Raw genomic sequence first — 25,186 nt, forward strand, 5'->3', positions numbered from 1 at the left:
TGGCCGTGCCCGGTTCGTGGTCTCGCATGATGGGCTCAGGCGTGGGTGCCGCCCTGGGCGGCGAGCGCGGCTTCGAGCGCCTTGATGCGCTCGCGCAGCTTATCGAGGTTGCGCACGAGCGCGGCGCTCTTGTTCCACTCGCCGTGGTCGACGGCCGGGAACGCGCTGGTATAGATGCCGGCCTTCGGCAGCGACTTCGATACGCCCGACTTCGCGGTGATGATGACATAGTCGCCGAGCGTCACGTGGCCGGCGATCCCGGCCGCGCCGCCGATCATGCAATGGCGGCCGATCGTCGTGCTGCCCGCGATGCCGGCGCTGCCGGCGATCACCGTGTACGCGCCGATCCGGCAGTTGTGGCCGATCTGGACCTGGTTGTCGATCTTCACGCATTCCTCGATGACGGTATCCGCCATCGCACCGCGGTCGATCGTCGTGTTCGCGCCGATTTCGACGTCCGGGCCGATCGTCACGCCGCCGACCTGCGGAATCTTGACCCAGCTGCCGGTGCGCGCGTCGCCGTCGCCGACGAAATCCGGCGCGAAGCCGAAGCCGTCGGAGCCGATCACGGCACCCGCATGGACGATCGCGCGCGGGCCGATCTTGCAGCCGTGGTACACCGATGCGTTCGGATAGAAGTGCGAGCCGGCGCCGATCGTCGTGCCGCGGCCGACGAATACGTTCGCGTCGAGCTGCACGCCGTCTTCGATCACCGCGCCGGCCTCGACCGTCACGTGCGGGCCGATCACCGCGGTCGCGGCGACCTTCGCGGCCGGATCGATCGTCGCGCTCGGGTGCACGCCGGCCGCGCGCGGCGGCGTGGCGAGATCGATGAACATCTGCGCGACGCGCGCGAAGTACGCGTACGGATTCGGCGTCACGATGAAGTTGCGACCCTTCGCGGCCGCGCCCAGCTTTTCCAGATCCTTCGGCGCGATCAGCACCGCGCCGGCGCGGGTCGTCTCGACCTGCGACAGGTACTTCGGGTTCGCGAGGAACGCGAGCTGCTGAGGGCCTGCCTGGTCGAGCGGCGCGAGGCCGCCGACCGTGCACTGTGCGTCGCCGGCGATCTCGCCGCCGAACCGCTTTACGAGTGCCTCAAGCGTCAATGCCATTCGTCGTCTGCTCCGTTCAGTTCGTCGAGCCGGACGCGAGCGCCTTGAGCACCTTGTCGGTGATGTCGATGCGCGGGCTGACGTACACGGCTTCCTGCACGATCAGGTCGTAATTCTGCTGCTCGGCGATCTGCTTGATGACCTTGTTCGCCCTTTCCAGCACGGCCGCCAGCTCTTCGTTGCGCCGCTGGTTCAGGTCTTCGCGGAACTCGCGCTGCTTGCGCTGGAAGTCGGTGTCGAGTTGCGCCAGATCGCGCTGCTTCTGCGCGCGATCGGCCGCCGACAGCGACGTGCCGTTCTTGTCGAGCGAATCGGACATCGACTTCAGACGGGCCGCCAGGTCCTGCAGATCCTTGTCACGCTTCGCGAACTCGGCTTCGAGCTTCGTCTGCGCCGCCTTCGCGGGCGCCGACTCGCGCAGGATCCGATCCGAATTGACCGCCGCGATGCGGGCGACGTCCTGTGCGTGCACCGTTGCCGCGCCCAGGGCCAGCGCAACGGTCAGCGCGCACATCACTCGTTTCGAAAACTTACCGGTTAGCAAAATTACCCTCTCGTTGCTGTTGTCATGCGTTCGGTCAGAACGCCGTCCCGATCTGGAACTGGAATTTCTGGTACTGGTCGCCTTCGTGCTTCTGCAGCGGGAAGCCGAGGCTCAGCTTCAGCGGGCCGATCGGCGAGATCCACGCGAGACCCACACCATAGCCGTAGCGCAGGCCGTTGGCGCCCGTACTCGTGCCGCCCGGCGCATTGCCCCACACGTTACCGCCGTCGAGGAACGTGAACACGCGCAGCGTACGGTCGTAGCCGGTGCCCGGCAGCGGGAACGTCAGCTCGATGTTGCCGACCAGCATCTTCGAACCGCCGATCGGATCGTTCGTCTTCGTGTCGCGCGGGCCCAGCGAGCTCGGCTCGTAGCCCCGCACGGAGCCGATACCGCCCGCGTAGTAGTTCTTGAAGATCGGGTACGGGTTGCCGATACCGTTACCGTAGCCGCCTTGCAGGTTCAGGCCCAGGATGAAGCCGCGCGAGAACGAATAGTAGTACTGCGCCTGCAGGTCGGCCTTGTAGTACTGGATCTTGCCGACCGGCACGCCGTACTCCATGTTCGCCTGCGTGAAGTAGCCGCGGCTCGGAATCAGCGCGCTGTCACGCGCGTCGCGCGACCATGCCACCGTCAGCGGCACCGTGTTCGACACGCGGCCGAACTCGTTCACGTAATCCTGGTAGCTCTGCGGCGTGTTCGAATCGACGTCGAGGCGGTTCTGTTCGAAGCCCGCGCCGAAGTAGACGGTGTCGACTTCCGAGAACGGAATGCCGAACTTCAGGTTGCCGCCCGCGCTGATGATCCGGAAGCTCGAGCTCGTCGAATAGTAGAGCGGCTGGTACGTGCGGTAGTAGACGTCGGTGATCCGCTTGATGCCGTCGACCGTGAAGTACGGATCGACCTGCGTGACGGTCAGCGTGCGGTAGCTCTTCGCGGTGTTGACGTTCACCGACAGGCTCGTGCCCGAGCCGAACACGTTGTCCTGCGACACGCCGGCCGACAGCACGACCTTGTCCGTCGACGAGAAGCCGGCGCCCAGCGTGATCGCGCCGGTCGGTTTTTCGTCGACCTTCACGTTCACGTCGACCTGGTCGTTCGTGCCTTCGACCGGCACCGTCGTCACGTCGACGTTGGTGAAGTAGCCGAGGCGGTTCACGCGGTCCTTCGACAGCGCGAGGCGGTTCGAGTCGAACCACGAGCTTTCGAGCTGGCGCATTTCGCGGCGCACCACTTCGTCGCGCGTACGCGTGTTGCCGACCACGTTGATGCGGCGCACGTACACGCGGCGGCTCGGATCGACGACGAGGTTCAGGTTCACCTTGTGGTTCGCCTGGTCGATGTCCGGCTGCGCGTTGACGGTCGCGAATGCGTAGCCGTATTCGCCGAGCTTGTCGACGATCGACTTGGTGGTCTGCTGCAGCTTTTCGGCCGAGAAGCGGTCGCCCGGCTTGATCTTGATCAGCTTGTTGAGTTCGGCCTCGCGATCGAGCAGGTTGCCCGACAGCTTGATGCCCGACACCGTGTACGGCTCGCCTTCGTGCAGCGTGACCGTCAGGTACATGTCCTTCTTGTCCGGCGAGATCGATACCTGGGTCGACTCGATGTTGAACTCGAGGTAGCCGCGGTTCAGGTAGTACGAGCGCACGGCCTCGAGGTCGCCCGTGAGCTTTTCCTTCGAGTACAGGTCGTTCTTCGTGTACCAGGAAAACCAGTTCGGCGTCGACAACTGCATCTCGTCGCGCAGCGTGCTCGTGCTGAACGCCTTGTTGCCGATGAAGTTGATCTGGCGGATCTTCGCGCTCGGGCCTTCGGCCACCGCGAACAGGATCGACACGCGGTTCGCGTCGACCGGCGTGATCGTCGTCTTGACTTCGGCCGCATAGAAGCCGCGCGTCAGGTACTGGCGCTTGAGCTCCTGCTCCGCCTTGTCGACGAGCGCCTTGTCGTAGTAGCGGCCGTCGGCGAGGCCGACCGCACGCAGCGCCTTAGTCAGGTTGTCCTTGTCGAATTCCTTCGTGCCGGTGAAGTCGATCGACGCGATGGCCGGCCGCTCCTGCACCTGCACGATCACGACGTTGCCCTGCGTGGCGACGCGCACGTCGTTGAAAAAGCCCGTCGCGTACAACGCGCGGATTGCTTCGGATGCCTTGTCGTCCGTGAAGGTATCGCCCTGCTTGATCGGCAGATAGGCGAACACCGAACCCGCTTCGACGCGCTGCAGCCCCTCGATCTTGATGTCTTGCACCACGAACGGTGCCGCTGCATGCGCCGCGAGGCCGTGCGCGGCGAGCGCGGCCGCTGCAACTGTCTTAGGTACAAAGCGATGAGGTTTGAACAACATGCATCCCCAATATTTAGCTGCATCAAATCGGGCGGCTGGCCAGCGGCCGCCGCCTGACGCTTCAGAAATGGATTAACCGAGCCAGATCGTTGAACAGCGCGATCGCCGACAACGCGACGATGCAGATCAACCCGGCTCTTTGCAGAATCAGCTGCCAGCGCTCCGATACGGCTTTCCCGGTCGCGGCTTCAACCGCATAATATAACAGATGCCCCCCGTCCAAAACGGGAATCGGCAACAAGTTCAGGACGCCAAGGCTAATGCTGACAAGGGCGAGGAACGACAGGAACGCCGACGGACCGAGCCGTGCGCTCTTGCCCGCGTAGTCGGCGATCGTCACCGGGCCCGACAGGTTCTTCAACGACGCGTTGCCCGTGATCATCCGCCCGAACATCTTCAGCGAATACACGGAAATGTCCCAAGTGCGGTGCGCGCCGAGCCGCAGGCTCTCGATCGGCCCGTAGCGCACGTCCACCGACGGCGCGTGCATCGACAGCGCCGCGCCGATGCGGCCGACCTGCTGCCCCGATTCGTCGTCGCGCTGCATCTGCGGCACGATCGACACCGTCCGCGCGGCGCCGTTGCGTTCGATCTGCAGTGCGAGCGGCTGACCCGCATGGTGCTTCACCGTATCGATGAAACGCGACGCGCCGCCGATCGGCTTGCCGTCGAGCGCGACCAGCTTGTCGCCGGCCTTCAGGCCCGCCTGCTCCGCCGCGCTGCCCGGCTGCACCGACGCGACCGACAACGTGCCGCCGCCGGCCTCGAAGCCCAGATGGGCCATGAAGTCGTCGTCGAGCTGGCTGTCGGGCACGTTGCGCAGGTCGACGCGGAAATCGAACGTCGCATTGCCGTCGCGCGCGCCGAGCACGACCTCGCGATGGTCCAGCGCGGCCGACAGCAGCTTCCAGCGCAGGTCCGACCACGATCGCACCGGCTCCGACTCGCCGCCCTGCGCGTCGCTCACGCGCACGTCGCGGATCGACACGACCGTCTCGCCGCCGTCGAAGCCCGCGCGAGCCGCCACCGTGCCGGCGGCCGGCGGCGCGACGATCGCGGTCGGCTCGGTCACGCCGGTGGCGAATATGGCGGAGAACAGCACGATTGCCAGCAGGAAGTTCGCAATCGGTCCGGCCGCGACGATCGCGATGCGCTTGTAGACCGACTGGCGGTTGAATGCCTGCCCGAGTTCCTCGGGCGGAATGCCGCCCGGGCCTGGATCGCGCTCGTCGAGCATCTTCACGTAGCCGCCGAGCGGCAGCGCGGACAGCGTCCACTCGGTGCCCGTCCTGCGGCTGACCCAGCGCGCGACGGGCTGGCCGAAGCCGATCGAGAAACGCAGCACCTTCACGCCGCACCAGCGCGCGACGCGATAGTGTCCATACTCATGCACGACGACCAGCACCCCGATCGCCACCGCAAACGCGACCAGTTCGACCAGTACGTTCATGAGCACTCCATTCAGACCGCACGCTCCACGCGTGGCGCAGGCGCTTTCGCAATGATCGCGGCGGCGAGGCGGCGAGCCTCGGCATCCGCCGCGAGGACGTCGTCGAGCCCGTCGGGCGCGCGGTTCGGCAGCGTGTTGAGCACGGCGTCGACCGTCGCCGCGATCGCCATGAAGCCGATCCGGCGCTCGAGAAATGCTTCGACCGCCACTTCGTTCGCCGCGTTCAATGCGGCGCTCGCGATACCGCCTTCCTCGAGCGCCTTCAGCGCGAGCGCGAGGCACGGGAAGCGCGCGTAATCGGGCTTCTCGAACGACAACTGGGCGATCTGCGCGAGGTCGAGCTGATCGACGCCCGCGTCGACGCGCTCGGGAAACGCGAGCGCGTGCGCGATCGGCGTACGCATGTCGGGGTTGCCGAGCTGCGCGAGCACCGAGCCGTCGCGATACGACACGAGCGAATGGATCACGCTCTGCGGATGGATCAGCACGTCGATCCGGTCGCCCGGCAGCCCGAAGATCCAGTGCGCCTCGATCACCTCAAGGCCCTTGTTCATCATCGTCGCGGAATCGACCGAGATCTTGCGGCCCATCACCCAGTTCGGGTGCTTGCACGCCTCGTCCGGCGTCACGTCGACGAGCGTGGCCGGCTCGCGCGTGCGGAACGGGCCGCCCGACGCGGTCAGGATGATCTTCGAGATCCCGCCGTGCTCGGCCGCGTCGCGCGGCATGCACTGGAAGATCGCGTTGTGTTCGCTGTCGACCGGCAGCAGGATCGCGCCATGGTCGCGCACGGCGTCCATGAAGATCGCGCCCGACATCACGAGCGCTTCCTTGTTCGCGAGCAGGATCCGCTTGCCGGCGCGCGCGGCCGCCAGGCTCGGCGCAAGGCCGGCCGCGCCGACGATCGCGGCGACCACCGTGTCGCAGCCGTCGCTCTTCGACACGTCGACGAGCGCCTGCGGCCCGTGCAGCACGACCGTCCTGCTGCCCGCCGCGCGCAGTTTCGCGTCGACGTGCGCGGCCGTCGCGGCATCGCCGACCACGGCCACTTCAGGCGCGAAGCGCAGACACTGCTCGACGAGCTTGTCGCCGTTGCGGTGCGCGGTCAGCGCGTAGACCGAGAAGCGCTCGGGATGGCGCGCGACCACGTCGAGCGTGCTGTCTCCGATCGAGCCCGTGGAACCGAGCAATGTCAGGCGTTTTTGCATAACAGAAATAATGGTTTAACCAAGCAGCAGCATCGCGAGCGGCAGCACCGGCAGCAGCGCGTCGACACGATCGAGCACGCCGCCGTGGCCCGGCAGCAGTCCGCTCGAATCCTTCACGCCCGCCTGCCGCTTCAGCAGCGACTCGAACAGGTCGCCGATCACGCTGTATGCAACCAGCAGCGTCAGTGCGGCCCACGCGCCGGGCATTCCGTAGCGCGCGGCGAGCGCGGAAAACAGGGTCGGTTCGAAAGCGTGTACGGCCATCGCGACACCGGCGACGACCATCACCGCGAACCAGCCGCCGATCGCGCCTTCCCAACTCTTGCCGGGGCTGATCGTGATGGCCAGTTTACGCTTTCCGAAGGCCTTGCCGGCGAAGTATGCGCCGATATCGGCCAGCCAGACGACCAGAAGCAGCGACAGCACGAACGGCACGCCCTGCGCGCGGGCTGCCACGAGCGCGTGCCAGCAGGCGGCGAACACGACGAGGCCGGCGGCCAGCAGGAACGGTCGCCACACGCCCCCCGCGAGTTCCGGCTTGCGCCGCAGCGCGAACGGGCCGACCAGCAGCCAGAACACGCCAGCCGCCATGAAAAGGGGACGGGACGAAGCCGCGTCGACGCCGAGCGGCGCGGTGGCCGCGAGCGCGAGGGCCGCGACGAGCGCATAGACGACCGGCGCGGCGCCGCCGAGCTTCAGCAGGCGCGCCCACTCCCACGCGGCGAACACCAGCACGACGCCGATCAGCGCGCCGAACCCGGCGAGCGGCGCGAACAGCGTCACCGGCAGCAGCACGGCCAGCATCACGATCGCCGTGATCACACGGGTTTTCAGCATGAAAGGGAGTCGGCGTTCTGCGATTGCGGTTCGAGCTGCGCACTCGTGCGCCCGAAACGGCGCTCGCGCTCGGTATACGACGCCATCGCGTCGGCCAGTGCCGCGCCGTCGAAATCCGGCCAGTACTTGTCGGTGAAATAGAATTCGGCGTACGCGAGCTGCCACAGCAGGAAGTTGCTGACGCGCTGCTCGCCGCCCGTGCGGATGAAGAGATCGGGCTCCGGCGCGTAGGCCATCGCCAGGTGCGGCGCGAAAGCGTCCTCGGTCACTTCGATCTCGCGACCTTCGCGCACGGCCTGCTCGACGAGCTTCTTCGTCGCCTGCAGGATGTCCCACCGGCCGCCGTAGTTGGCCGCGATGGTGAGCGTCAGACGGGTATTGCGCGCCGTCTTGGTTTCGGCGCGGCGAATCAGTTCACGGATGCGCGGCTCGAAACGGTCGAGATCGCCGACGACACGCAGGCGGATCCCGTTCGCATGCAGCTTGCCCACCTCGCGCTCGAGCGCGGTGATGAACAGCCGCATCAGGAACGACACTTCGTCGTTCGGCCGGCGCCAGTTTTCCGAACTGAACGCGAACAGCGTCAGGTATTCGACGCCGGCGCGCGCGCAGCCTTCGACCACCGCCCGCACGGCATCGACGCCGCGGGTGTGCCCCGCGACGCGCGGCAAGCGGCGTTCGGTCGCCCAACGGCCATTGCCGTCCATGATGATCGCGATGTGACGCGGCACGACGCCGACGTCAGGCACGCGAACGGTAGAGCTGGTATAGGTCATGGCCGTTGAGACAGTAATGCGGGAAGAAGGCGGCGCGCGAGGACGGTCGTCAGACCGTCATGATCTCGGCTTCCTTGGTCTGCACGAGCTTGTCGACTTCGGCCACGTGCTTGTCGGTCAGCTTCTGCACGTCGTCGCTTGCGCGGCGCTCGTCGTCTTCCGAGATTTCCTTGTCCTTCACGAGCTTCTTGAGCGCTTCGTTCGCGTCGCGGCGCAGGTTGCGGATCGCGACCTTGGCCGTTTCGCCTTCGCTCTTCACGACCTTGGTCAGCTCGCGGCGGCGCTCTTCCGTCAGCGCGGGCATCGGCACGCGGATCAGGTCGCCAGCCGTGGCCGGATTCAGGCCAAGATCGGCTTCGCGGATGGCCTTCTCGACCTTCGCGACCATGTTCTTTTCCCACGGCTGCACGCCGATCGTGCGCGCGTCGACGAGCGTCAGGTTCGCGACCTGCGAGATCGGCACCATCGAGCCGTAGTAGTCGACCTGAACGTGATCGAGCAGACCGGTGTGTGCACGGCCCGTACGGATCTTGGCCAGATCGTTCTTGAACGCTTCGATCGAGCGCTGCATCTTTTGCTCGACGCCCTTCTTGACATCAGCGACACTCATTTCAACCTCCGAACCTTCAAACCTTCAAAGAACGCGAGCGCCGACCGGCGCATGTCGCGCGCCGCGGCCGGCAACCCGCAGCCAGTCGCACATAGCCGGTGGCCCGCCGTCAGTCGCCCGCATCCGCGGGAGTTTACACGTGGACGAGCGTACCTTCGTCCTCGCCCAGCACGATGCGCTTGAGCGCACCCGGCTTGTTGATCGAAAACACGCGAATCGGCAGCTTCTGGTCGCGGCACAGCGCAAACGCCGTCGCGTCCATCACCTGCAGGTTGCGGCTGATCGCCTCGTCGAAGCTGATCGTCGTATAGCGCGTAGCCGACGGATCCTTCTTCGGATCGGCAGAATATACGCCATCGACCTTGGTCGCCTTCAGCACGACTTCGGCGCCCACTTCCGAGCCGCGCAGCGCGGCCGCGGTATCCGTCGTGAAGAACGGGTTGCCGGTGCCGGCCGCGAAGATCACGACGCGGCCTTCCTCGAGCTGACGGATCGCGCGGGGCCGGATGTACGGCTCGACGACCTGGTCCATCCGCAGCGCCGACTGCACGCGCGCCTCGATGCCCGCGTGGCGCATCGCGTCCTGCAGCGCCAGCGCGTTCATCATCGTCGCCAGCATCCCCATGTAGTCGGCCGTCGCGCGGTCCATGCCGGCCGCGCCGCCCGCGACGCCGCGGAAAATATTACCGCCACCGATCACGACCGCGAGCTGCGTGCCGAGGCGCACGACTTCTGCGATATCCGCCACCATCCGCTCGATCGTCGCGCGATTGATGCCGAAGGCGTCGTCGCCCATCAGCGCTTCGCCGGAGAGTTTGAGGAGGACGCGTTTATAGGCATTGGACATAGGGGCTTCCGAGCGACGAGAGGATGACAACCACGAACTGTAGGGGCGAAATACTGATTCGGGCAAGCGCCGACGACCGGGCCGGGGTACCCGGCCGGCCCGGCGGCGCCGCCGGCCGCGGCGGAGCGGACGCCCGCCGCGGTTACTGCCTGACTGCTTACTGCTGCTTTGCTGCGGCGACTTGCGCGGCCACTTCGGCGGCGAAGTCGTCCTGGCGCTTCTCGATGCCTTCGCCGACGACGAACAGCGCGAACTTCTGCACCGCGGCATTCGCTGCCTTCAGCATCTGCTCGATCGTCTGCTTGTCGTTCTTCACGAACGTCTGGTTCAGCAGCGACACTTCCTTCAGGTACTTCTGGACGCTGCCGTCGACCATCTTCGCGACGATTTCGGCCGGCTTGCCCGATTCCGCGGCCTTCTGCTCGGCCACGCGGCGTTCCGTCTCGATCAGTTCCGCCGGCACGTCGGCCGACGACAGCGCGACCGGCTTCATCGCCGCGATGTGCATCGCGACGTCCTTGCCGACCTGCTCGTCCGCGCCCGTGTACTCGACGATCACGCCGATACGCGCGCCGTGCAGGTACGTGGCGATCTTGTTCGCGGTTTCGAAACGGACGAAACGGCGGATCGACACGTTCTCGCCGATCTTGCCGATCAGCGCCAGACGCACTGCGTCGACGGTCGAGCCGTCGAGCGGCAGCGCCGACAGTGCCGCCACGTCGGCCGGGTTTTGCGTCGCGACGAGTTCCGCCACCGTCTTCGAGAACGCGAGGAAGTCGTCGTTCTTCGCGACGAAGTCGGTTTCGCAGTTCAGTTCGACCAGCGCGCCTGCGTTGCCGCCGACGAACGATGCGACGACGCCTTCCGCCGTCACGCGCGACGCGGCCTTGCTCGCCTTGTTGCCGAGCTTGACGCGCAGCAGTTCTTCAGCCTTGGCCAGATCGCCGTCGGCTTCCGTCAGCGCCTTCTTGCACTCCATCATCGGTGCGTCGGTCTTTGCGCGCAGTTCTGCCACCATGCTTGCGGTAATTGCCGCCATCATTCGCTCCTTGAGTCTGTATTCACAACGCCGCCCGCTTGGACGCGAACGGCCGAGATTCGTTTCCGGACCCGCGCCGATTCGACGCGATCAGGTCCGGCGCACAAGCTTAAAAAAAGGGGGCCTGTTGAGAGCCCCCTTTTTGCGCCGGCTCGGGGCCAGTTACGCGTTTTCCTCGACGTACTCGTCGTCGCCGCGTGCAGCCTGGACCACTTCGTTGACCGCGTTCGCACGGCCTTCGAGGATCGCGTCGGCCACGCCTTCCGCGTACAGCGCGACTGCCTTGCTCGAGTCGTCGTTACCCGGGATCACGTAATCCACACCTTCCGGCGAGTGGTTCGTATCGACCACGGCGATGACCGGCACGCCCAGCTTGTTCGCTTCCGTGACGGCGATCTTGTGGTAGCCGACGTCGACGACGAAGATCGCGTCCGGAATGCCGCCCATGTCCTTCACGCCGCCGATCGACTTCTGCAGCTTGGCGATTTCGCGCTCGAACAGCAGCGCTTCCTTCTTGCTCATCTTCTCGAGCTCGCCTGCCTCGACAGCCGCTTCCATGTCCTTCAGGCGCTTGATCGACACCTTCAGCGTCTTGAAGTTGGTCATCATGCCGCCGAGCCAGCGTGCGTTGACGTACGGCATGCCCGCACGCTGCGCTTCCTGGGCGATCGTGTCACGCGACTGGCGCTTCGTGCCGACGAACAGGATCGTGCCGCGGTTCGCTGCCAGCTGGCGCACGTACTTCTGTGCGTCCGTGAACATCGGCAGCGTCTTTTCGAGGTTGATGATGTGAATCTTGTTGCGGTGACCGAAAATGAACGGAGCCATCTTCGGGTTCCAGAAGCGCGTCTGGTGACCGAAGTGGACACCCGCTTCCAGCATTTGGCGCATCGTGACTGCCATGTAAATTCTCCACGAGGGTTGGGTCTTAAGCCGGCTGCCGTACCGCCGCGCGAACCCGCCCGAAGGGCGCGGATGCCGCGCGGCCGGCACCCTGGTTGCGCCGGCTTGCGATTCGGCACGTGCAAAACGCCCGTGCCGTAAGCCTTTCATCGCGATGCCGCCCCAAGACGGGGAAATTTCGGCATTTGGATATCGACTTAGCCAGAGAGTATAGCACGCGGAATTGTCCGCTCTCAAGTCGCGCGGCACTTTCGCGTGCCGTGCGGCAGCGGGCCGGACAATCCGCGAAAACCCGCATCCGCGCGGCCCGCAGGGGCTGCGAGGCCCGCCATAAGGTGCGATAATCCGTCAATTCACCGCATTGCAGGCATACCTCGATGGCTATTACGCTCAAAAACGAACACGATATCGCCCAGATGCGCGTCGCCTGCCGTCTCGCGAGCGAAGTGCTCGACTTCATCACGCCGCACGTCGTCGCGGGCGTCACGACCGCCGAACTCGACCGCCTCTGCCACGAGTACATGCTCAACGAGCAAGGCACGATCCCCGCGCCGCTGAACTACCAGCCGCCCGGCTATCCGCCGTACCCGAAGGCCACCTGCATTTCGGTCAACGACGTGATCTGCCACGGCATTCCGGGCGAGAAGGTGCTCAAGAACGGCGATGCGCTGAACATCGACATCACCGTGATCAAGAACGGCTATTTCGGCGACACCAGCCGGATGTTCATCGTCGGCGAGGGGTCGATCCTCGCGAAGCGCCTCGTGCAGACCACCTACGAATGCATGTGGCTCGGCATCGACCAGGTCAAGCCCGGCGCGCACCTCGGCGACATCGGCTACGCGATCCAGAAGCACGCGGAAGCGCAAGGCTACAGCGTCGTGCGCGAATACTGCGGCCACGGCATCGGCACGGTGTTCCACGAGGATCCGCAGGTCGTCCACTACGGCCGCCCGGGCACCGGCGTCGAGCTGAAGGCCGGCATGATCTTCACGATCGAGCCGATGATCAACGCCGGCAAGCGCGACATCCGCACGATGCCCGACCAGTGGACGGTCAAGACGCGCGACCGCAGCCTGTCCGCGCAGTGGGAGCACACGGTGCTCGTCACCGAAACCGGCTACGAAGTGCTGACCGTGTCGGCCGGCACGCCGGCGCGCCCCGTGTTCGCGCAACCGGCCGCCGCCGTCTGAGCGACGTCACGCCAGCCCGCCCCACTTTCGCACCTGAACGGCTGCCCATGAGCGCTCACGCTGCCCCCTCGCCCGAAGCGCTGTCGCGGCGCGCCGAATTCAAGGCCGCCAAGACGGAAATGCTCGAGCGTTTTCGCCGCGCGGCGAACGTCGCGTCGCTGATGCACGCGCTGTCGAAACTCACCGACGACGCGTTGAAGCGCGTGTGGGACGAATGCGGGCTGCCCGCGACGCTCGCGCTCGTCGCCGTCGGCGGCTACGGGCGCGGCGAGCTCGCGCCCTATTCCGACGTCGACATCCTCGTGCTGCTGCCCGATGCGCACGACGCGGCGCTCGACGCGCGCATCGAGCGCTTCATCGGGATGGCGTGGGATCTCGGCCTCGAGATCGGCAGCAGCGTGCGCACGGTCGCGCAGTGCATCGAGGAGGCGTCGCAGGACGTCACGGTGCAGACCTCGCTGCTCGAAGCGCGCCGCATCGTCGGCAGCACCACGCTGTTCGAGCGCTTCACCGTGCGCTACCACGAAGCGCTCGACGCCCGCGCGTTCTTCACCGCGAAGGTGCTGGAGATGCGCCAGCGCCATGCGAAGTTCCAGGACACGCCGTACAGCCTCGAGCCGAACGTCAAGGAAAGCCCGGGCGGGCTGCGCGACCTGCAGACGATCCTGTGGATCGCGCGCGCGGCCGGCTTCGGCAGCAGTTGGCGCGAACTCGACACGCGCGGGCTCATCACCGACCGCGAAGCACGCGAGCTGCGTCGCAACGAAGGCTTCCTGAAGACGCTGCGCGCGCGGCTGCACGTGATCGCCGGGCGCCGCCAGGACATGCTCGTGTTCGACCTGCAGACGCAGGCCGCCGAGAGCTTCGGCTACCAGCCGACGCAGGCCAAGCGCGCGAGCGAGCAACTGATGCGCCGCTACTACTGGGCCGCGAAGGCCGTCACGCAGCTCGCGACGATCCTGATCCAGAACATCGAGGCGCAGCTGTTCCCCGCGACGAGCGGCATCACGCGCGTGCTGTCGGCCGATCGCTTCGTCGAGAAACAGGGGATGCTCGAGATCGTCGACGACGGCGTGTTCGAGCGCCATCCCGACGCGATCCTCGAAGCGTTCCTGCTGTACGAGACGACGCGCGGCGTGAAAGGCCTGTCCGCCCGCACGCTGCGGGCGCTGTACAACTCGCGCGAAATCATGAACAACGCGTGGCGCCGCGATCCGCAGAACCGCCGCACGTTCATGCAGATCCTGCAGCAGCCCGAAGGCATCACGCATGCGTTCCGGCTGATGAACCAGACGAGCGTGCTCGGCCGCTACCTGCTGAATTTCCGCCGTATCGTCGGCCAGATGCAGCACGACCTGTACCACGTGTACACGGTCGATCAGCACATCCTGATGGTGCTGCGCAACATCCGCCGCTTCGCGGTGGCCGAACATGCGCACGAATACCCGTTCTGCAGCCAGCTGATCGGCAACTTCGAGCGGCCGTGGGTGCTGTACGTCGCGGCGCTGTTCCACGACATCGCGAAGGGCCGCGGCGGCGATCACTCGACGCTCGGGATGGCCGACGCGCGGCGCTTCTGCCGCGAGCACGGGATCGACGGCGACGACGCGGCGCTGATCGTGTGGCTCGTCCAGCATCACCTGACGATGAGCCAGGTCGCGCAGAAGCAGGACACGAGCGATCCCGAGGTCATCAAGCGCTTCGCCGAAGTCGTCGGCAACGAACGCTACCTCACCGCGCTCTACCTGCTGACCGTCGCTGATATCCGCGGCACGAGCCCGAAGGTATGGAACACGTGGAAGGGCAAGCTGCTCGAGGATCTGTACCGCATCACGCTCGCGGTGCTCGGCGGCGCGAACCCCGACGCGCATTCGGAGCTGAAGTCACGGCAGGAGCAGGCGCTCGCGCTGCTGCGCCTGGAAACCGTGCCCGACGACGCGCACCGCGCATTGTGGGATCAGCTCGACGTCGGCTTCTTCCTGCGTCACGACGCGGCCGACATCGCGTGGCAGACGCGCGTGCTGTACCGGCACGTGAACGCCGAAACCGCGATCGTCCGCGCGCGGCCGTCGCCGATCGGCGACGCGCTGCAGGTGCTCGTGTACGTGAAGGACCGCCCCGACCTGTTCGCGGGCATCTGCGCGTATTTCGACCGCAACGGGCTGTCGGTGCTCGACGCGCGCGTCAGCACGACGCGGCACGGCTATGCGCTCGACAACTTCATCGTCACGCAGACCGAACGCGACGTGCGCTACCGCGACATCGCGAATCTCGTCGAGCAGCAGCTCGCGACGCGGCTGGCGGAAACCGCATCGCTGCCGGAGCCGTCGAAGGGCCGCCTGTCGCGGCTGTCGCGGACGTTTCCGATCACGCCGCGCGTCGACCTGCGGGCCGACGAGCGCGGTCAGTACTACATCCTGTCCGTGTCGGCCAACGACCGGCCGGGCCTTCTCTATTCGATCGCGCGCGTACTCGCCGAACATCGGATCGGCGTCCATGCGGCGCGGATCAATACGCTCGGCGAGCGCGTCGAAGACATCTTCCTGCTCGCGGGTGCCGGCCTGTCCGACAACCGCCTGCAGATCCAGCTCGAAACCGAATTGCTGCGTGCGATCGCAGTCTGAATGAATCCCAGCGTTTATGCGCACCAAATTAACCGTCAAGAATCCGAAGCCGGCGTCGCCGACTCGCGCCCCCGTCCGCTCCGGCAGCCTCGTCGCCCGCAAGGCGGTACGCCCCGCCGCGCCGCCCGCGGCGGACAAGCCGGCCCGCCCGAAGAAGGCGCCCGCGGCGGCCGCCACCGGCGAGCGCTCGTTCAAGCCGCGCGGCGCCGCCGGCGCCGAACGCCCCGGCGCGGATCGCGCACCGGCCAAGCGCGCGCCGCGTGACGGCGGCGCCGAGCGCGGCACGCGCGCGCCGTATCGCGACAATGCGGCCGGCGAAGGTGCGAAGCGCAGCTTCGGCGAGCGTCGCACGTCGTCGGATCGCCCGCCGCGCCGCAACGATGACGATGCGCGGCCGCGCCGTGCCGGTGCCGACGAAGGCAAGCGTCCGTCCTATCGTGACAACGCGGCCGGCGAAGGCGCGAAGCGCGGCTTCGGCGAGCGTCGCACGTCGTCGGATCGCCCGCCGCGTCGCGATGACGACGCACGTCCGCGTCGCACGGGTGGCGACGAAGGCAAGCGCCCGTCCTATCGCGACAACGCGGCCGGCGAAGGCGCGAAGCGCAGCTTCGGCGAGCGTCGCACGTCTTCCGACCGCCCTCCCCGCCGTGATGACGACGCCCGTCCGCGTCGCGCAGCAGGCGGTGACGACAGCAAGCGTCCGTCCTATCGCGACAAGGCTGCCGGCGAAGGTGCGAAACGCAGCTATGGCGACCGCAATACGTCATCGGATCGCCCGCCGCGCCGCAGCGACGACGATACGCGTCCGCGCCGTGCAGCGGGCGGTGACGACAGCAAACGCCCGTCCTACCGCGACAAGGCCGCCGGCGAAGGCGCGAAGCGCAGCTATGGCGAGCGCCGTACGTCGTCCGATCGCCCGCCCCGTCGTGATGACGACGCACGCCCGCGCCGCACGGCAGGCACCGACGACGGCAAACGCCCGTCCTACCGCGACAAGGCCGCCGGCGAAGGCGCGAAGCGCAGCTTCGGCGATCGCCCGGCCCGCCCCGCGCGCGACGGCGAGCGCCGTTCGTTCGGCGCGGTGAAGACCGCGCAACCCGTCAAGCGCGCGGCGGCGGCCGATGTCGACTACGGCGACGAAACGGGCCTGATGCGCCTGTCGAAGCGGATGTCCGAGCTCGGCATGTGCTCGCGCCGCGAAGCCGACGAATGGATCGAAAAGGGCTGGGTGCTCGTCGACGGCGAACGCATCGACACGCTCGGCACCAAGGTGCGCGCCGATCAGAAGATCGAGATCGACGAGCGGGCGAGCGCCGCGCAGGCCGCGCAGGTGACGATCCTGCTGCACAAGCCGGTCGGCTACGTGTCGGGCCAGGCGGAAGACGGCTACGAGCCGGCGTCCGTGCTGATCACGCGCGCGAACCGCTGGAGCGGCGATCATTCGCCGCTGCGCTTCTCGCCGCAGCATCTGCATGCGCTTGCGCCGGCCGGCCGTCTCGACATCGACTCCACCGGCCTGCTCGTGCTGACGCAGAACGGCGTGATCGCGAAGCAGCTGATCGGCGAACAGTCGGACATCGACAAGGAATACCTGGTGCGCGTGCGCTTCGGCGAACGACTGATCGACATCGACCAGCACTTCCCGGCGGAATCGCTCGCGAAGCTGCGCCACGGCCTCGAGCTCGATGGCGTTCCGCTGAAGCCGGCGATGGTGAGCTGGCAGAACGGCGAACAGTTGCGCTTCGTGCTGCGCGAAGGCAAGAAGCGCCAGATCCGCCGCATGTGCGAACTGGTCGGCCTCGACGTGATCGGCCTGAAGCGCGTGCGGATGGGCCGCGTGATGCTCGGCGCGCTGCCGCAGGGCCAATGGCGCTACCTGTCGGCCGACGAGACGTTCTGACCTCGGGCACGCGCGACGTGCGCCCCGCCATGACGAAGCCCGCTTGCGCGGGCTTTTTCGTTTCCGCGCAAAGCGCGGACGATCAGTCGTCGTCGGCCGGATCGAGCCCCGGGAACAGCACCTCGGTGAAGCCGAAGCGCGTGAAGTCGGTAATCCGCATCGGATACAGCTTGCCGATGAGGTGATCGTATTCGTGCTGGACCACGCGCGCGTGGAATCCTTCGGCGACGCGATCGATCTTCTGGCCGAACTGGTCGTAACCGCTGTAGCGCACCTTCGCGTAGCGGCTGACGACGCCGCGCATGCCCGGCACCGACAGGCAGCCTTCCCAGCCCTCTTCCATGTCCGGCGGCAGGTACTCGATCTTCGGGTTGATCAGCACGGTCTCGGGCACCGGCGGCGCGTCCGGATAGCGGTTGTTGTTGCCGAAGCCGAAGATGATGATCTGCAGCCCGATGCCGATCTGCGGCGCGGCCAGCCCAGCGCCGTTCGCGTGATGCATCGTCTCGAACATGTCCGCGACGATCTCGTGCAGCTCGGGGGTATCGAACCGCTCGACCGGTTGGGCGATTTCGAGCAGGCGCGGATCGCCCATCTTCAGGATCTCGCGAATCATGGCGTATTGCCCTCCAGGAGTTGGTGCAGACCGTCTTCGTCCAGCACTGGGATGCCGAGTTCCTCGGCCTTCGCGAGCTTGCTGCCGGCTTCGGCGCCCGCGACCACGTAATCCGTCTTCTTCGACACCGAACCGGCCACCTTGGCGCCCGCCGCTTCGAGCATTTCCTTCGCCGCATCGCGCGTGAGAGTCGGCAGCGTGCCCGTCAGCACGACCGTCTTGCCGGCCAGCACGCCCTGCGGCGCCTTCGGCGCGGGCGGCCCTTCCGGCCACGTGACCTTGCCGGGCGCGCGCAACTGCTCGATCACGGTCCGGTTGTGTTCTTCCGCGAAGAACTGGTGGATCGACTCGGCGACGATCGGCCCGACGTCGTTGACTTCGAGCAGTTCCTCGATCGACGCGTCCATGATCGGCGTCAGCGAACCGAAATGCTTCGCGAGATCCTTCGCGGTCGATTCGCCGACATGGCGGATGCCGAGCCCGTAGATGAAGCGCGCGAGCGTCGTATGCTTCGCCTTCTCGAGCGAATCGAGCAGATTCTGCGCGGATTTCTCGGCGAACCGGTCGAGTTCGGCCAGCGTCGCGAAGCCGAGATTGAACAGGTCGGCCGGCGTGCGCACCAGATTCAGCTCGACGAGCTGGTCGATGATCTTCTCGCCGAGGCCGTCGATGTCGAGCGCGCGGCGCTGCGCGAAATGCCACAGCGCCTGCTTGCGCTGCGCCGGGCAGAACAGCCCGCCCGTACAGCGCGCGATCGCCTCGTCCGGCAGGCGCTCGATCTTCGAGCCGCACACCGGGCATTCGGTCGGCATCACGAATTCGGCCGCATCCGCCGGGCGCCGGTCGAGCAGCGCGCCAACCACTTCCGGAATCACGTCGCCCGCGCGGCGCACGATCACGGTGTCGCCGATCCGGATGTCCTTGCGGCGCACTTCGTCCTCGTTGTGCAGCGTCGCGTTGGTCACGGTCGCGCCGCCGACGAACACCGGCTCGAGACGCGCGACCGGCGTGATCGCGCCGGTGCGGCCGACCTGCACGTCGATCGCGACGAGCTTCGTCAGCGCTTCCTGCGCGGGGAACTTGTGTGCAAGCGCGAAGCGCGGCGCGCGCGACACGAAACCGAGGCGCTCCTGCTCGTCGCGCCGGTTGACCTTGTAGACGACACCGTCGATGTCGTACGGCAGCGACTCTCGCTTCTCGCCCACCTTGCGGAAGAAGTCGAGCAGGCCTTCGGCGCCGTGCACGACCGCGCGCTCGCGGTTCACCGGCAGGCCGAGCGACTCGTACCAGTCGAGCAGCGCGCTGTGCGTGTCGGGCATCGGCATCCCGTCGAGCACGCCGATCCCGTATGCGAAGAACGACAGCGGCCGCTGCGCGGTGATCTTCGAGTCGAGCTGGCGCAGGCTGCCGGCCGCCGCGTTGCGCGGGTTTGCGAATTCGCGCTGCTCGGCCGCGCGCTGGCGTTCGTTCAGGCGCGCGAAATCGCGCTTGAACATCAGCACCTCGCCGCGCACGTCGAGCACGGCCGGCACGTGCTTGCCCTTCAGCTTCAGCGGAATCGAGCGGATCGTGCGCACGTTCTGGGTCACGTCCTCGCCCGTCGTCCCGTCGCCGCGCGTCGCCGCCTGCACGAACACGCCCTGCTCGTAGCGCAGCGAAATCGCGAGGCCGTCGAACTTCAGTTCGCACGCGTATTCGACGGGGTCCGTCACCGAGCCGGCGAGATCGGTCGTCTTGGCGAGCGCGTCGGCGACGCGCTTGTCGAACGCGACGATGTCCTCGTCGGCGAAGCCGTTGTTCAGCGACAGCATCGGCGCATCGTGGACGACCGGCGTGAAGCCGCCGGCCGCTTCGCCGCCGACGCGCTGCGTCGGCGAATCGGGCGTCACGAGTTCGGGATGGTCGGTTTCGAGCTGCTGCAGCTCACGGAACAGCCGGTCGTATTCGGCGTCGGGCAGATCCGGCTGATCGAGCACGTAATAGGCGTGGTTCGCCCGCTCGAGTTGGTCGCGCAGCCACGCGGCGCGCGCGTCGGGCTGGCTGGCTGGCGGTTCGGCTTGGGTTCGGGCCATGCTGGCGGCAGATTCGTTCTGAAAAAATCGGATGTCCGATTATCTCAGTTTGACGCCGCGGCGGGGTGCGCAATGCGGGCCCGATGGCATGCTGCGGCGCACACCGAGCGGTGTGCGCCGCGCCGACGAACGACGGCGCCAGGCGCCGCCGTCCGCGCGATCGCGTTACTGGCTGAAGAGGCGGCGCGTGACCGGCGAACCGGCCGGAATGCCGGCTTCCTCGAGCTTCGCGTACAGCTTCATCAACTGCTGCTCGATCGCGAGCAGCGTCGACTCCGGCAGCGGCCGGCGCGAATCGTCGACGACGCGCGCGCCGATCCGCTCGGACAGCGACTTCGCGTAATCGCACATCAGCCGGAACGGCAGGATGTCCTCTTCGGCCACCGGCACGTCGAGCACCAGCGTGATCATGTTGCCGCCCTTGTACGTCAGGTCGTCGCGCAGGAAGTTCGTATCGCCGAACTGCAGCATGAACACCGGATTCTGTTTCGCGTCGAGCTTCACGAAGCGCGTGCCGTCGCGCGACAGCAGCAGCCCGTCCTGCGACGCGACCGCCTGCACGTAGTTCGCGGACCACGGCGCGCCGTCCGACATCACGTTGATCGACAGTTGCGCATCGCACTGCGCGGCAAACGCGTCGAGCTCGCGCGCCATCGCGACCGTTTCCATCATGTCCGGGAATTCCGGCGCGCCGTCGATCGCGTCGGCGAACTGCTGGACGCCCGTCACGAATTCGGAGAATTCGAGCTCGTTCAGCGCGCCGCCGCGGTTCGCGAGCTGCGCGGCCGCGCGCAGCTCTTCGTAGCGCACGCCGTTCTGCAGCAGCTCCCATTGGCCGCCTTCCGGCTTGCCTTCGATGTGCACGGGCTTGCTGCCCGCGCGGCGCAGCCGCTGCGCGACCGGCAGGATCTTGTCGCCCGGCAGCGGCCCGGTGAGACGGATCGGCACGATGCAGTCGATCCGGCGATCGACGATCGCGGGCGGCGCCGACGAGATCGTCGTCGCGGCCGGCAACACCGGTTCGGTCGGCTCGGCCGCCGCCTCGTGCGTGGCGGCGGGCACGGCCTGCTCGCCCGCGGCCGGTTCGGTCGGTGGGGCCGACGTGTCGACGCCCGTCGCCTCGGCCTGCAGGTCGGCCGGCGTATCGGCCGGCGCGGCGCCGCCCGCGGCCGCACCGAAGGTGGGCTCGACGCGCGCGGCTTCGGCCGTGGCCGCCGTACCCGCGGAGACCGGCGCCGCGGGCTCGCGACGCACCGGCTGACGCACCGGCTCGATGAACGGCGGCTCTTCGTCGCGCTCGGGGCGGTTCATCGCCTCGGCCGCTTCCTCCGGCATCGGGCGCGGCATCCTGCGCCGCACTTTCGCGCCCTGCCATGCGTTGTAGACCACGACGCCGCCCACCACGACGGCGCCCGCGCCGATCAAACCGAGTGTCAACTCGTCCATGCACGCTCCATCAGCAATTCTTTTTCGTCGGGACCGCGAACGGGCGCCCATGCGCCGCGCGAACGCGGTCCGGTTTCGTCAAACGTCAATTCTGGGCAAAACCCGCGGCAGTTTCCATGTCCACCGCGACGATCCGCGACACGCCCTGCTCCTGCATCGTCACGCCGATCAGCTGCTGCGCCATTTCCATCGCGATCTTGTTGTGCGAGATGAACAGGAACTGCGTCTTGTCGGACATCGCGCGCACGAGATTCGCGAAACGCTCGGTGTTCGCATCGTCCAGCGGCGCGTCGACCTCGTCGAGCAGACAGAATGGCGCCGGGTTCAACTGGAACATCGCGAACACCAGCGCGGTCGCGGTCAGCGCCTTCTCGCCGCCCGACAGCAGGTGAATCGTCGCGTTCTTCTTGCCCGGCGGCTGCGCCATCACCTGCACGCCGGCATCGAGAATCTCGTCGCCCGTCATGATCAGCTTCGCCTGCCCGCCGCCGAACAGGCGCGGGAACAGATCGCTGAAATGACGGTTCACCTCGTCGAAGGTGCCCTGCAGCAGCGTGCGGGTCTCCTGGTCGATCTTGTGGATCGCGTCCTCGAGCGTCGTGATCGCGTCGATCAGGTCGGCCGACTGCGCGTCGAGGAACACCTTGCGTTCGCTCGCGGCCTTCAGCTCGTCGAGCGCGGCCATGTTCACCGGCCCGAGCGCGTTGATCGCGTTGTTCAGGCGCGTGACTTCGCCCTGCAGGTACGACGGCTTGAGATCCGGCGTCAGCTTCGCGGCCAGCGCGGCCTCGTCGACCTCGGCGGCCGCGAGCTGCTCGGCGAACTGCTCGACGGACAGGCGCGCGGCCTGCTCCTTCAACTGCAGCTCGGTGATGCGGTCGCGCAGCGGTTGCAGCGAACGCTCGGCGACGAGCCGTTGCTCGTCCGACGCGCGCAGCTTCGCGGTCAGGTCGTCGAGCTCGATGCGCGCGGCCTGCAGCGCTTCCTCCTTCACCGCGCGAATCTCGAGCGCGTCCTGCAGGCCCGTGTGCGCGGTCTGCTCGTTGATCGTCTCGAGTTCGGCGCGCGCGTCTTCCAGCGACGCGGCGACGCGCTCGCTCTGCTCGTGCGCGACCTGGATCGTGCGCTTGAGTTCGTCGATGCGGGTCGCCGCGTTGCGTGCGGCAAAGCGCGCGTCGTTCGCGCCGCGCTCCAGGTCGCGCGCTTCCTGACGCGCCTGCGTCAGCGATTCGTCGAGCGACTCGAACGCGAGCTGGTTGTCCTCGAAGCGCGCCTGCAGTTCCGCGAGCTCGCCGTCGAAGCGCTCGAAATTCGCTTCCGACTCCGCGCGCAATGCACGCTGCTCCTCGATCTGCGCGCCGATTTCCTCGAGTTCCTCGCGGATCTGCGTGCTGCGCTGCGTATAACGCTCGTGCGCCTGCGCGAGCTTCAGCACGTCCATCTGCAGCGCATGCACGCGCTGCGTCGCGCGCTCGGCCTGCGCGCGCACGTCGCCGAGCGCCTGCGTGGCCTGCGTGTGCGCGGCTTCCGCCCGCACGGCCGCCGTGCGCGCCTCGTCGGCGAGCAGCGCCTGCGCGCGCACCTGGCGTGTCAGGTTTTCGATTTCCTGCTGGCGGGCCAGCATCCCGGCCTGCTCCGAATCGGCCGCGTACAGCTGCACGCCGACGCGCGTGACGATGTGGCCGGCCTTGACGACGAACGCGCCGCCTGCCGGCAACTGCGTGCGCGTGGCGAGCGCCTGCGCGACGTCGTCAGCGACGTACACGTTGCCGAGCCAGTCGTTCAGCACCGCGCGGATACCGGCGTCGTCGATGCGCACGAGCGACAGCACCGGCCGCAGCCCGGCCGCCGCGGCGGGCGGCTCGCCGGCCGCGGGCGGCGCGTAGAACGCGAGCTTCGCGGGCGGCGCGTCGGCCGCGAATGCCTTCACCCAGTCGAGATTCGACACTTCGAGCGCGGCGAGGCGCTCGCGCAGCACGGCCTCGAGCGCCGCTTCCCAGCCGGCCTCGACGTGCAGCTTCTTCCACAGCCGCGGCAGCGCGCCGAGCTCGTGCTTGTCAAGCCACGGCTGCACCTTGCCTTCGGTCTGCACGTTCTCCTGCAGCTGCTTCAGCGCGGCGAGGCGCGCCTCGAGCTGGTGGATCTGCGCGGCTTCGGCCTGCACGCGCTCCTGCGCGGCACGACGTTCGCCGTCGAGGCGCGGCACCGTTTCCTGCGCGTCCGCGAGGCGCGCCTGCGCTTCAGCGAGAATCTCTTCCTGCTCGGCCAACTGCATACGCAGCTCTTCGAGCTGCGTCTCGTCCGGCGCGTCGAGCCCGCCCGCTTCGCTCTTCAGGCGCTCGTGGCGCTGCTGAAGCTGCTGGAGCTGCTGGTCGGCGTTGCGCTGGTGCGCGGCTTCGAGCTTCAGCGACTGCTCGGTCTGCGCGATCCGCGCGCGCTCGTCGTTGAGCTGCGCCTGCGCGTCGCGCCACTTCGCTTCGAGCGCCGGCAGCGCATCGTGCTTCGCGGCCGCGTTGTCTTCGGCGAGCGCGGCCTTCTCGTCGGCCATCGCGCGCGCCTCTTCGGCTTCCTCGAGCTCGTCCTGCGACTTCTCGGCCTGCGCGCGCCACTGCTCGCGCTGCGCGTTCAGCGCGGCGATCTGCGCCTGCACGCGATTGCGCGATTCGACGATGAACTTGATTTCCGCTTCGAGGCGGCTCACCTCGGCGTTCGCCTCGTAGAGCGCGCCCTGCGCGCCCTGCATCGCGTCGCTCGCCGAGTAGTGCGCGACGCGCAGCGTCTCGAGCTGCGCCTCGACTTCGCGCAGCTTGGCCGTCTGCGCCTCGAGGTCGATCTGCGCCTGTTCGATCGCACGCTGCTGCTTCTGCTGCTCGCCCGCGGCCTCGTTCTTGCGCAGCAGCCACAAGAGGCGCTGCTTCTCCTCGCCGTCGGCGACGAGCTCCTTGTACTTGGTCGCGACCACCGCCTGCGCCTCGAGCTTTTCGAGGTTCGCGCCGAGTTCGCGGACGATGTCCTCGACGCGCGTCAGGTTCTCGCGCGTGTCGTGCAGACGGTTCTCGGTTTCGCGGCGGCGTTCCTTGTACTTCGACACGCCGGCGGCTTCCTCGAGGAACACGCGCAGCTCTTCGGGCTTCGCCTCGATGATCCGCGCGATCATGCCCTGCCCGATGATCGCGTACGCGCGCGGCCCGAGGCCCGTGCCGAGGAAGATGTCCTGGATGTCGCGGCGGCGCGCCGGCAGGTTGTTGATGTAGTAGCTCGACGTGCCGTCGCGCGTCAGCACGCGCTTGACGGCGATTTCGCCGTACTGGCCCCACTGCCCGGCCGCACGGCCGTCGGAGTTGTCGAAGATCAGTTCGACGCTGGCCCGGCTGCCGGGCTTGCGGGCGGTCGAACCGTTGAAGATCACGTCCTGCATCGATTCGCCGCGCAGCTCGGACGCGCGCGACTCGCCGAGCACCCAGCGCACGGCATCGATGATGTTGGACTTGCCGCATCCGTTCGGGCCGACCACGCCGACGAGCTGGCCCGGAACCTGGAAATGCGTGGGATCGACGAAGGATTTGAAGCCAGCGAGTTTGATCGAGCTCAGACGCACGGCGGTATCGGATGTGAAGAAGGTGTGAGACGGACGGGGCCGCACGGCGCGGGGCCGGAGAGCC

18 protein-coding genes are annotated in these 25,186 nt (G+C 67.4%); 3 read left to right on the forward strand and 15 right to left on the reverse strand.

What is annotated here, in order from left to right; all coding sequences use genetic code 11:
• Positions 1-35 precede the first annotated feature (35 nt).
• The 11 genes from lpxD to rpsB all read right to left on the reverse strand — a co-directional run bounded on the left by lpxD (position 36) and on the right by rpsB (position 11,673).
• The gene (gene lpxD / locus CFB35_RS10375; RefSeq protein WP_060966269.1) at positions 36-1,115 is read right to left on the reverse strand and encodes a UDP-3-O-(3-hydroxymyristoyl)glucosamine N-acyltransferase; all 1,080 of its coding nucleotides are present in this window, start codon (positions 1,113-1,115) and stop codon (positions 36-38) included.
• Positions 1,116-1,131: 16 nt separating this feature from the next.
• Positions 1,132-1,629, reverse strand: coding sequence for an OmpH family outer membrane protein (locus CFB35_RS10380; RefSeq protein WP_048248617.1), 498 nt, complete (start codon positions 1,627-1,629; stop codon positions 1,132-1,134).
• Between the two features lie 64 nt (positions 1,630-1,693).
• Positions 1,694-4,003: an outer membrane protein assembly factor BamA gene (gene bamA, locus CFB35_RS10385; RefSeq protein ID WP_059573701.1), complete on the reverse strand. Its 2,310-nt coding sequence runs from the start codon at positions 4,001-4,003 to the stop codon at positions 1,694-1,696.
• Between the two features lie 61 nt (positions 4,004-4,064).
• Positions 4,065-5,453: an RIP metalloprotease RseP gene (gene rseP, locus CFB35_RS10390; RefSeq protein ID WP_089464910.1), complete on the reverse strand. Its 1,389-nt coding sequence runs from the start codon at positions 5,451-5,453 to the stop codon at positions 4,065-4,067.
• 11 nt (positions 5,454-5,464) lie between these two features.
• On the reverse strand, positions 5,465-6,661 hold the full coding sequence (locus CFB35_RS10395) for a 1-deoxy-D-xylulose-5-phosphate reductoisomerase (RefSeq protein WP_089464911.1): 1,197 nt from the start codon (positions 6,659-6,661) through the stop codon (positions 5,465-5,467).
• Positions 6,662-6,676: 15 nt separating this feature from the next.
• Positions 6,677-7,498, reverse strand: coding sequence for a phosphatidate cytidylyltransferase (locus tag CFB35_RS10400; protein WP_059573698.1), 822 nt, complete (start codon positions 7,496-7,498; stop codon positions 6,677-6,679).
• A complete protein-coding gene (gene uppS, locus CFB35_RS10405; protein WP_034201584.1) occupies positions 7,492-8,274 on the reverse strand; it encodes a polyprenyl diphosphate synthase in 783 nt (260 codons plus the stop codon). Before uppS ends, CFB35_RS10400 begins: the two co-directional genes overlap by 7 nt.
• A gap of 49 nt (positions 8,275-8,323) precedes the next feature.
• Entirely contained in the window at positions 8,324-8,884 is a 561-nt protein-coding gene (gene frr, locus CFB35_RS10410; protein WP_006483822.1) for a ribosome recycling factor, read from the reverse strand.
• A gap of 133 nt (positions 8,885-9,017) precedes the next feature.
• On the reverse strand, positions 9,018-9,731 hold the full coding sequence (gene pyrH / locus CFB35_RS10415; protein ID WP_006402648.1) for a UMP kinase: 714 nt from the start codon (positions 9,729-9,731) through the stop codon (positions 9,018-9,020).
• Positions 9,732-9,888: 157 nt separating this feature from the next.
• Positions 9,889-10,770, reverse strand: a complete 882-nt coding sequence (gene tsf, locus CFB35_RS10420; RefSeq protein ID WP_006483826.1) for a translation elongation factor Ts — start codon at positions 10,768-10,770, stop codon at positions 9,889-9,891.
• A gap of 162 nt (positions 10,771-10,932) precedes the next feature.
• The gene (gene rpsB, locus CFB35_RS10425) at positions 10,933-11,673 is read right to left on the reverse strand and encodes a 30S ribosomal protein S2 (RefSeq protein WP_006483818.1); all 741 of its coding nucleotides are present in this window, start codon (positions 11,671-11,673) and stop codon (positions 10,933-10,935) included.
• A 377-nt stretch (positions 11,674-12,050) separates the two neighbouring features.
• Here rpsB and map point away from each other — a divergent pair, with 377 nt between their 5' ends.
• Genes map through CFB35_RS10445 form a run of 3 tightly spaced genes read left to right on the forward strand, consistent with a single transcriptional unit; the run spans position 12,051 to position 17,390 of the window.
• A complete protein-coding gene (gene map / locus CFB35_RS10435) occupies positions 12,051-12,866 on the forward strand; it encodes a type I methionyl aminopeptidase (protein ID WP_059573697.1) in 816 nt (271 codons plus the stop codon).
• Positions 12,867-12,913: 47 nt separating this feature from the next.
• The gene (locus CFB35_RS10440; protein WP_089464912.1) at positions 12,914-15,490 is read left to right on the forward strand and encodes a [protein-PII] uridylyltransferase; all 2,577 of its coding nucleotides are present in this window, start codon (positions 12,914-12,916) and stop codon (positions 15,488-15,490) included.
• 16 nt (positions 15,491-15,506) lie between these two features.
• On the forward strand, positions 15,507-17,390 hold the full coding sequence (locus CFB35_RS10445; protein WP_089464913.1) for a pseudouridine synthase: 1,884 nt from the start codon (positions 15,507-15,509) through the stop codon (positions 17,388-17,390).
• Between the two features lie 82 nt (positions 17,391-17,472).
• Here CFB35_RS10445 and def read toward each other — a convergent pair whose 3' ends face one another.
• From def to smc, 4 genes are all read right to left on the reverse strand, one after another.
• Positions 17,473-18,006: a peptide deformylase gene (def, locus tag CFB35_RS10450; RefSeq protein ID WP_059573695.1), complete on the reverse strand. Its 534-nt coding sequence runs from the start codon at positions 18,004-18,006 to the stop codon at positions 17,473-17,475.
• Positions 18,003-20,078 (reverse strand): NAD-dependent DNA ligase LigA, encoded by a 2,076-nt coding sequence (ligA, locus tag CFB35_RS10455; protein ID WP_089464914.1) that lies wholly within the window; start codon positions 20,076-20,078, stop codon positions 18,003-18,005. The genes def and ligA overlap by 4 nt, the downstream gene beginning before the upstream one ends.
• Before the next feature lie 165 nt (positions 20,079-20,243).
• Positions 20,244-21,524, reverse strand: a complete 1,281-nt coding sequence (locus tag CFB35_RS10460; protein WP_089464915.1) for a cell division protein ZipA C-terminal FtsZ-binding domain-containing protein — start codon at positions 21,522-21,524, stop codon at positions 20,244-20,246.
• 85 nt (positions 21,525-21,609) lie between these two features.
• The gene (gene smc / locus CFB35_RS10465) at positions 21,610-25,122 is read right to left on the reverse strand and encodes a chromosome segregation protein SMC (protein WP_059645383.1); all 3,513 of its coding nucleotides are present in this window, start codon (positions 25,120-25,122) and stop codon (positions 21,610-21,612) included.
• Positions 25,123-25,186 lie beyond the last annotated feature (64 nt).

The sequence above is a fragment of the Burkholderia sp. AU16482 genome (genome assembly GCF_002223285.1).
In the GTDB taxonomy this organism is placed as follows: domain Bacteria; phylum Pseudomonadota; class Gammaproteobacteria; order Burkholderiales; family Burkholderiaceae; genus Burkholderia; species Burkholderia semiarida.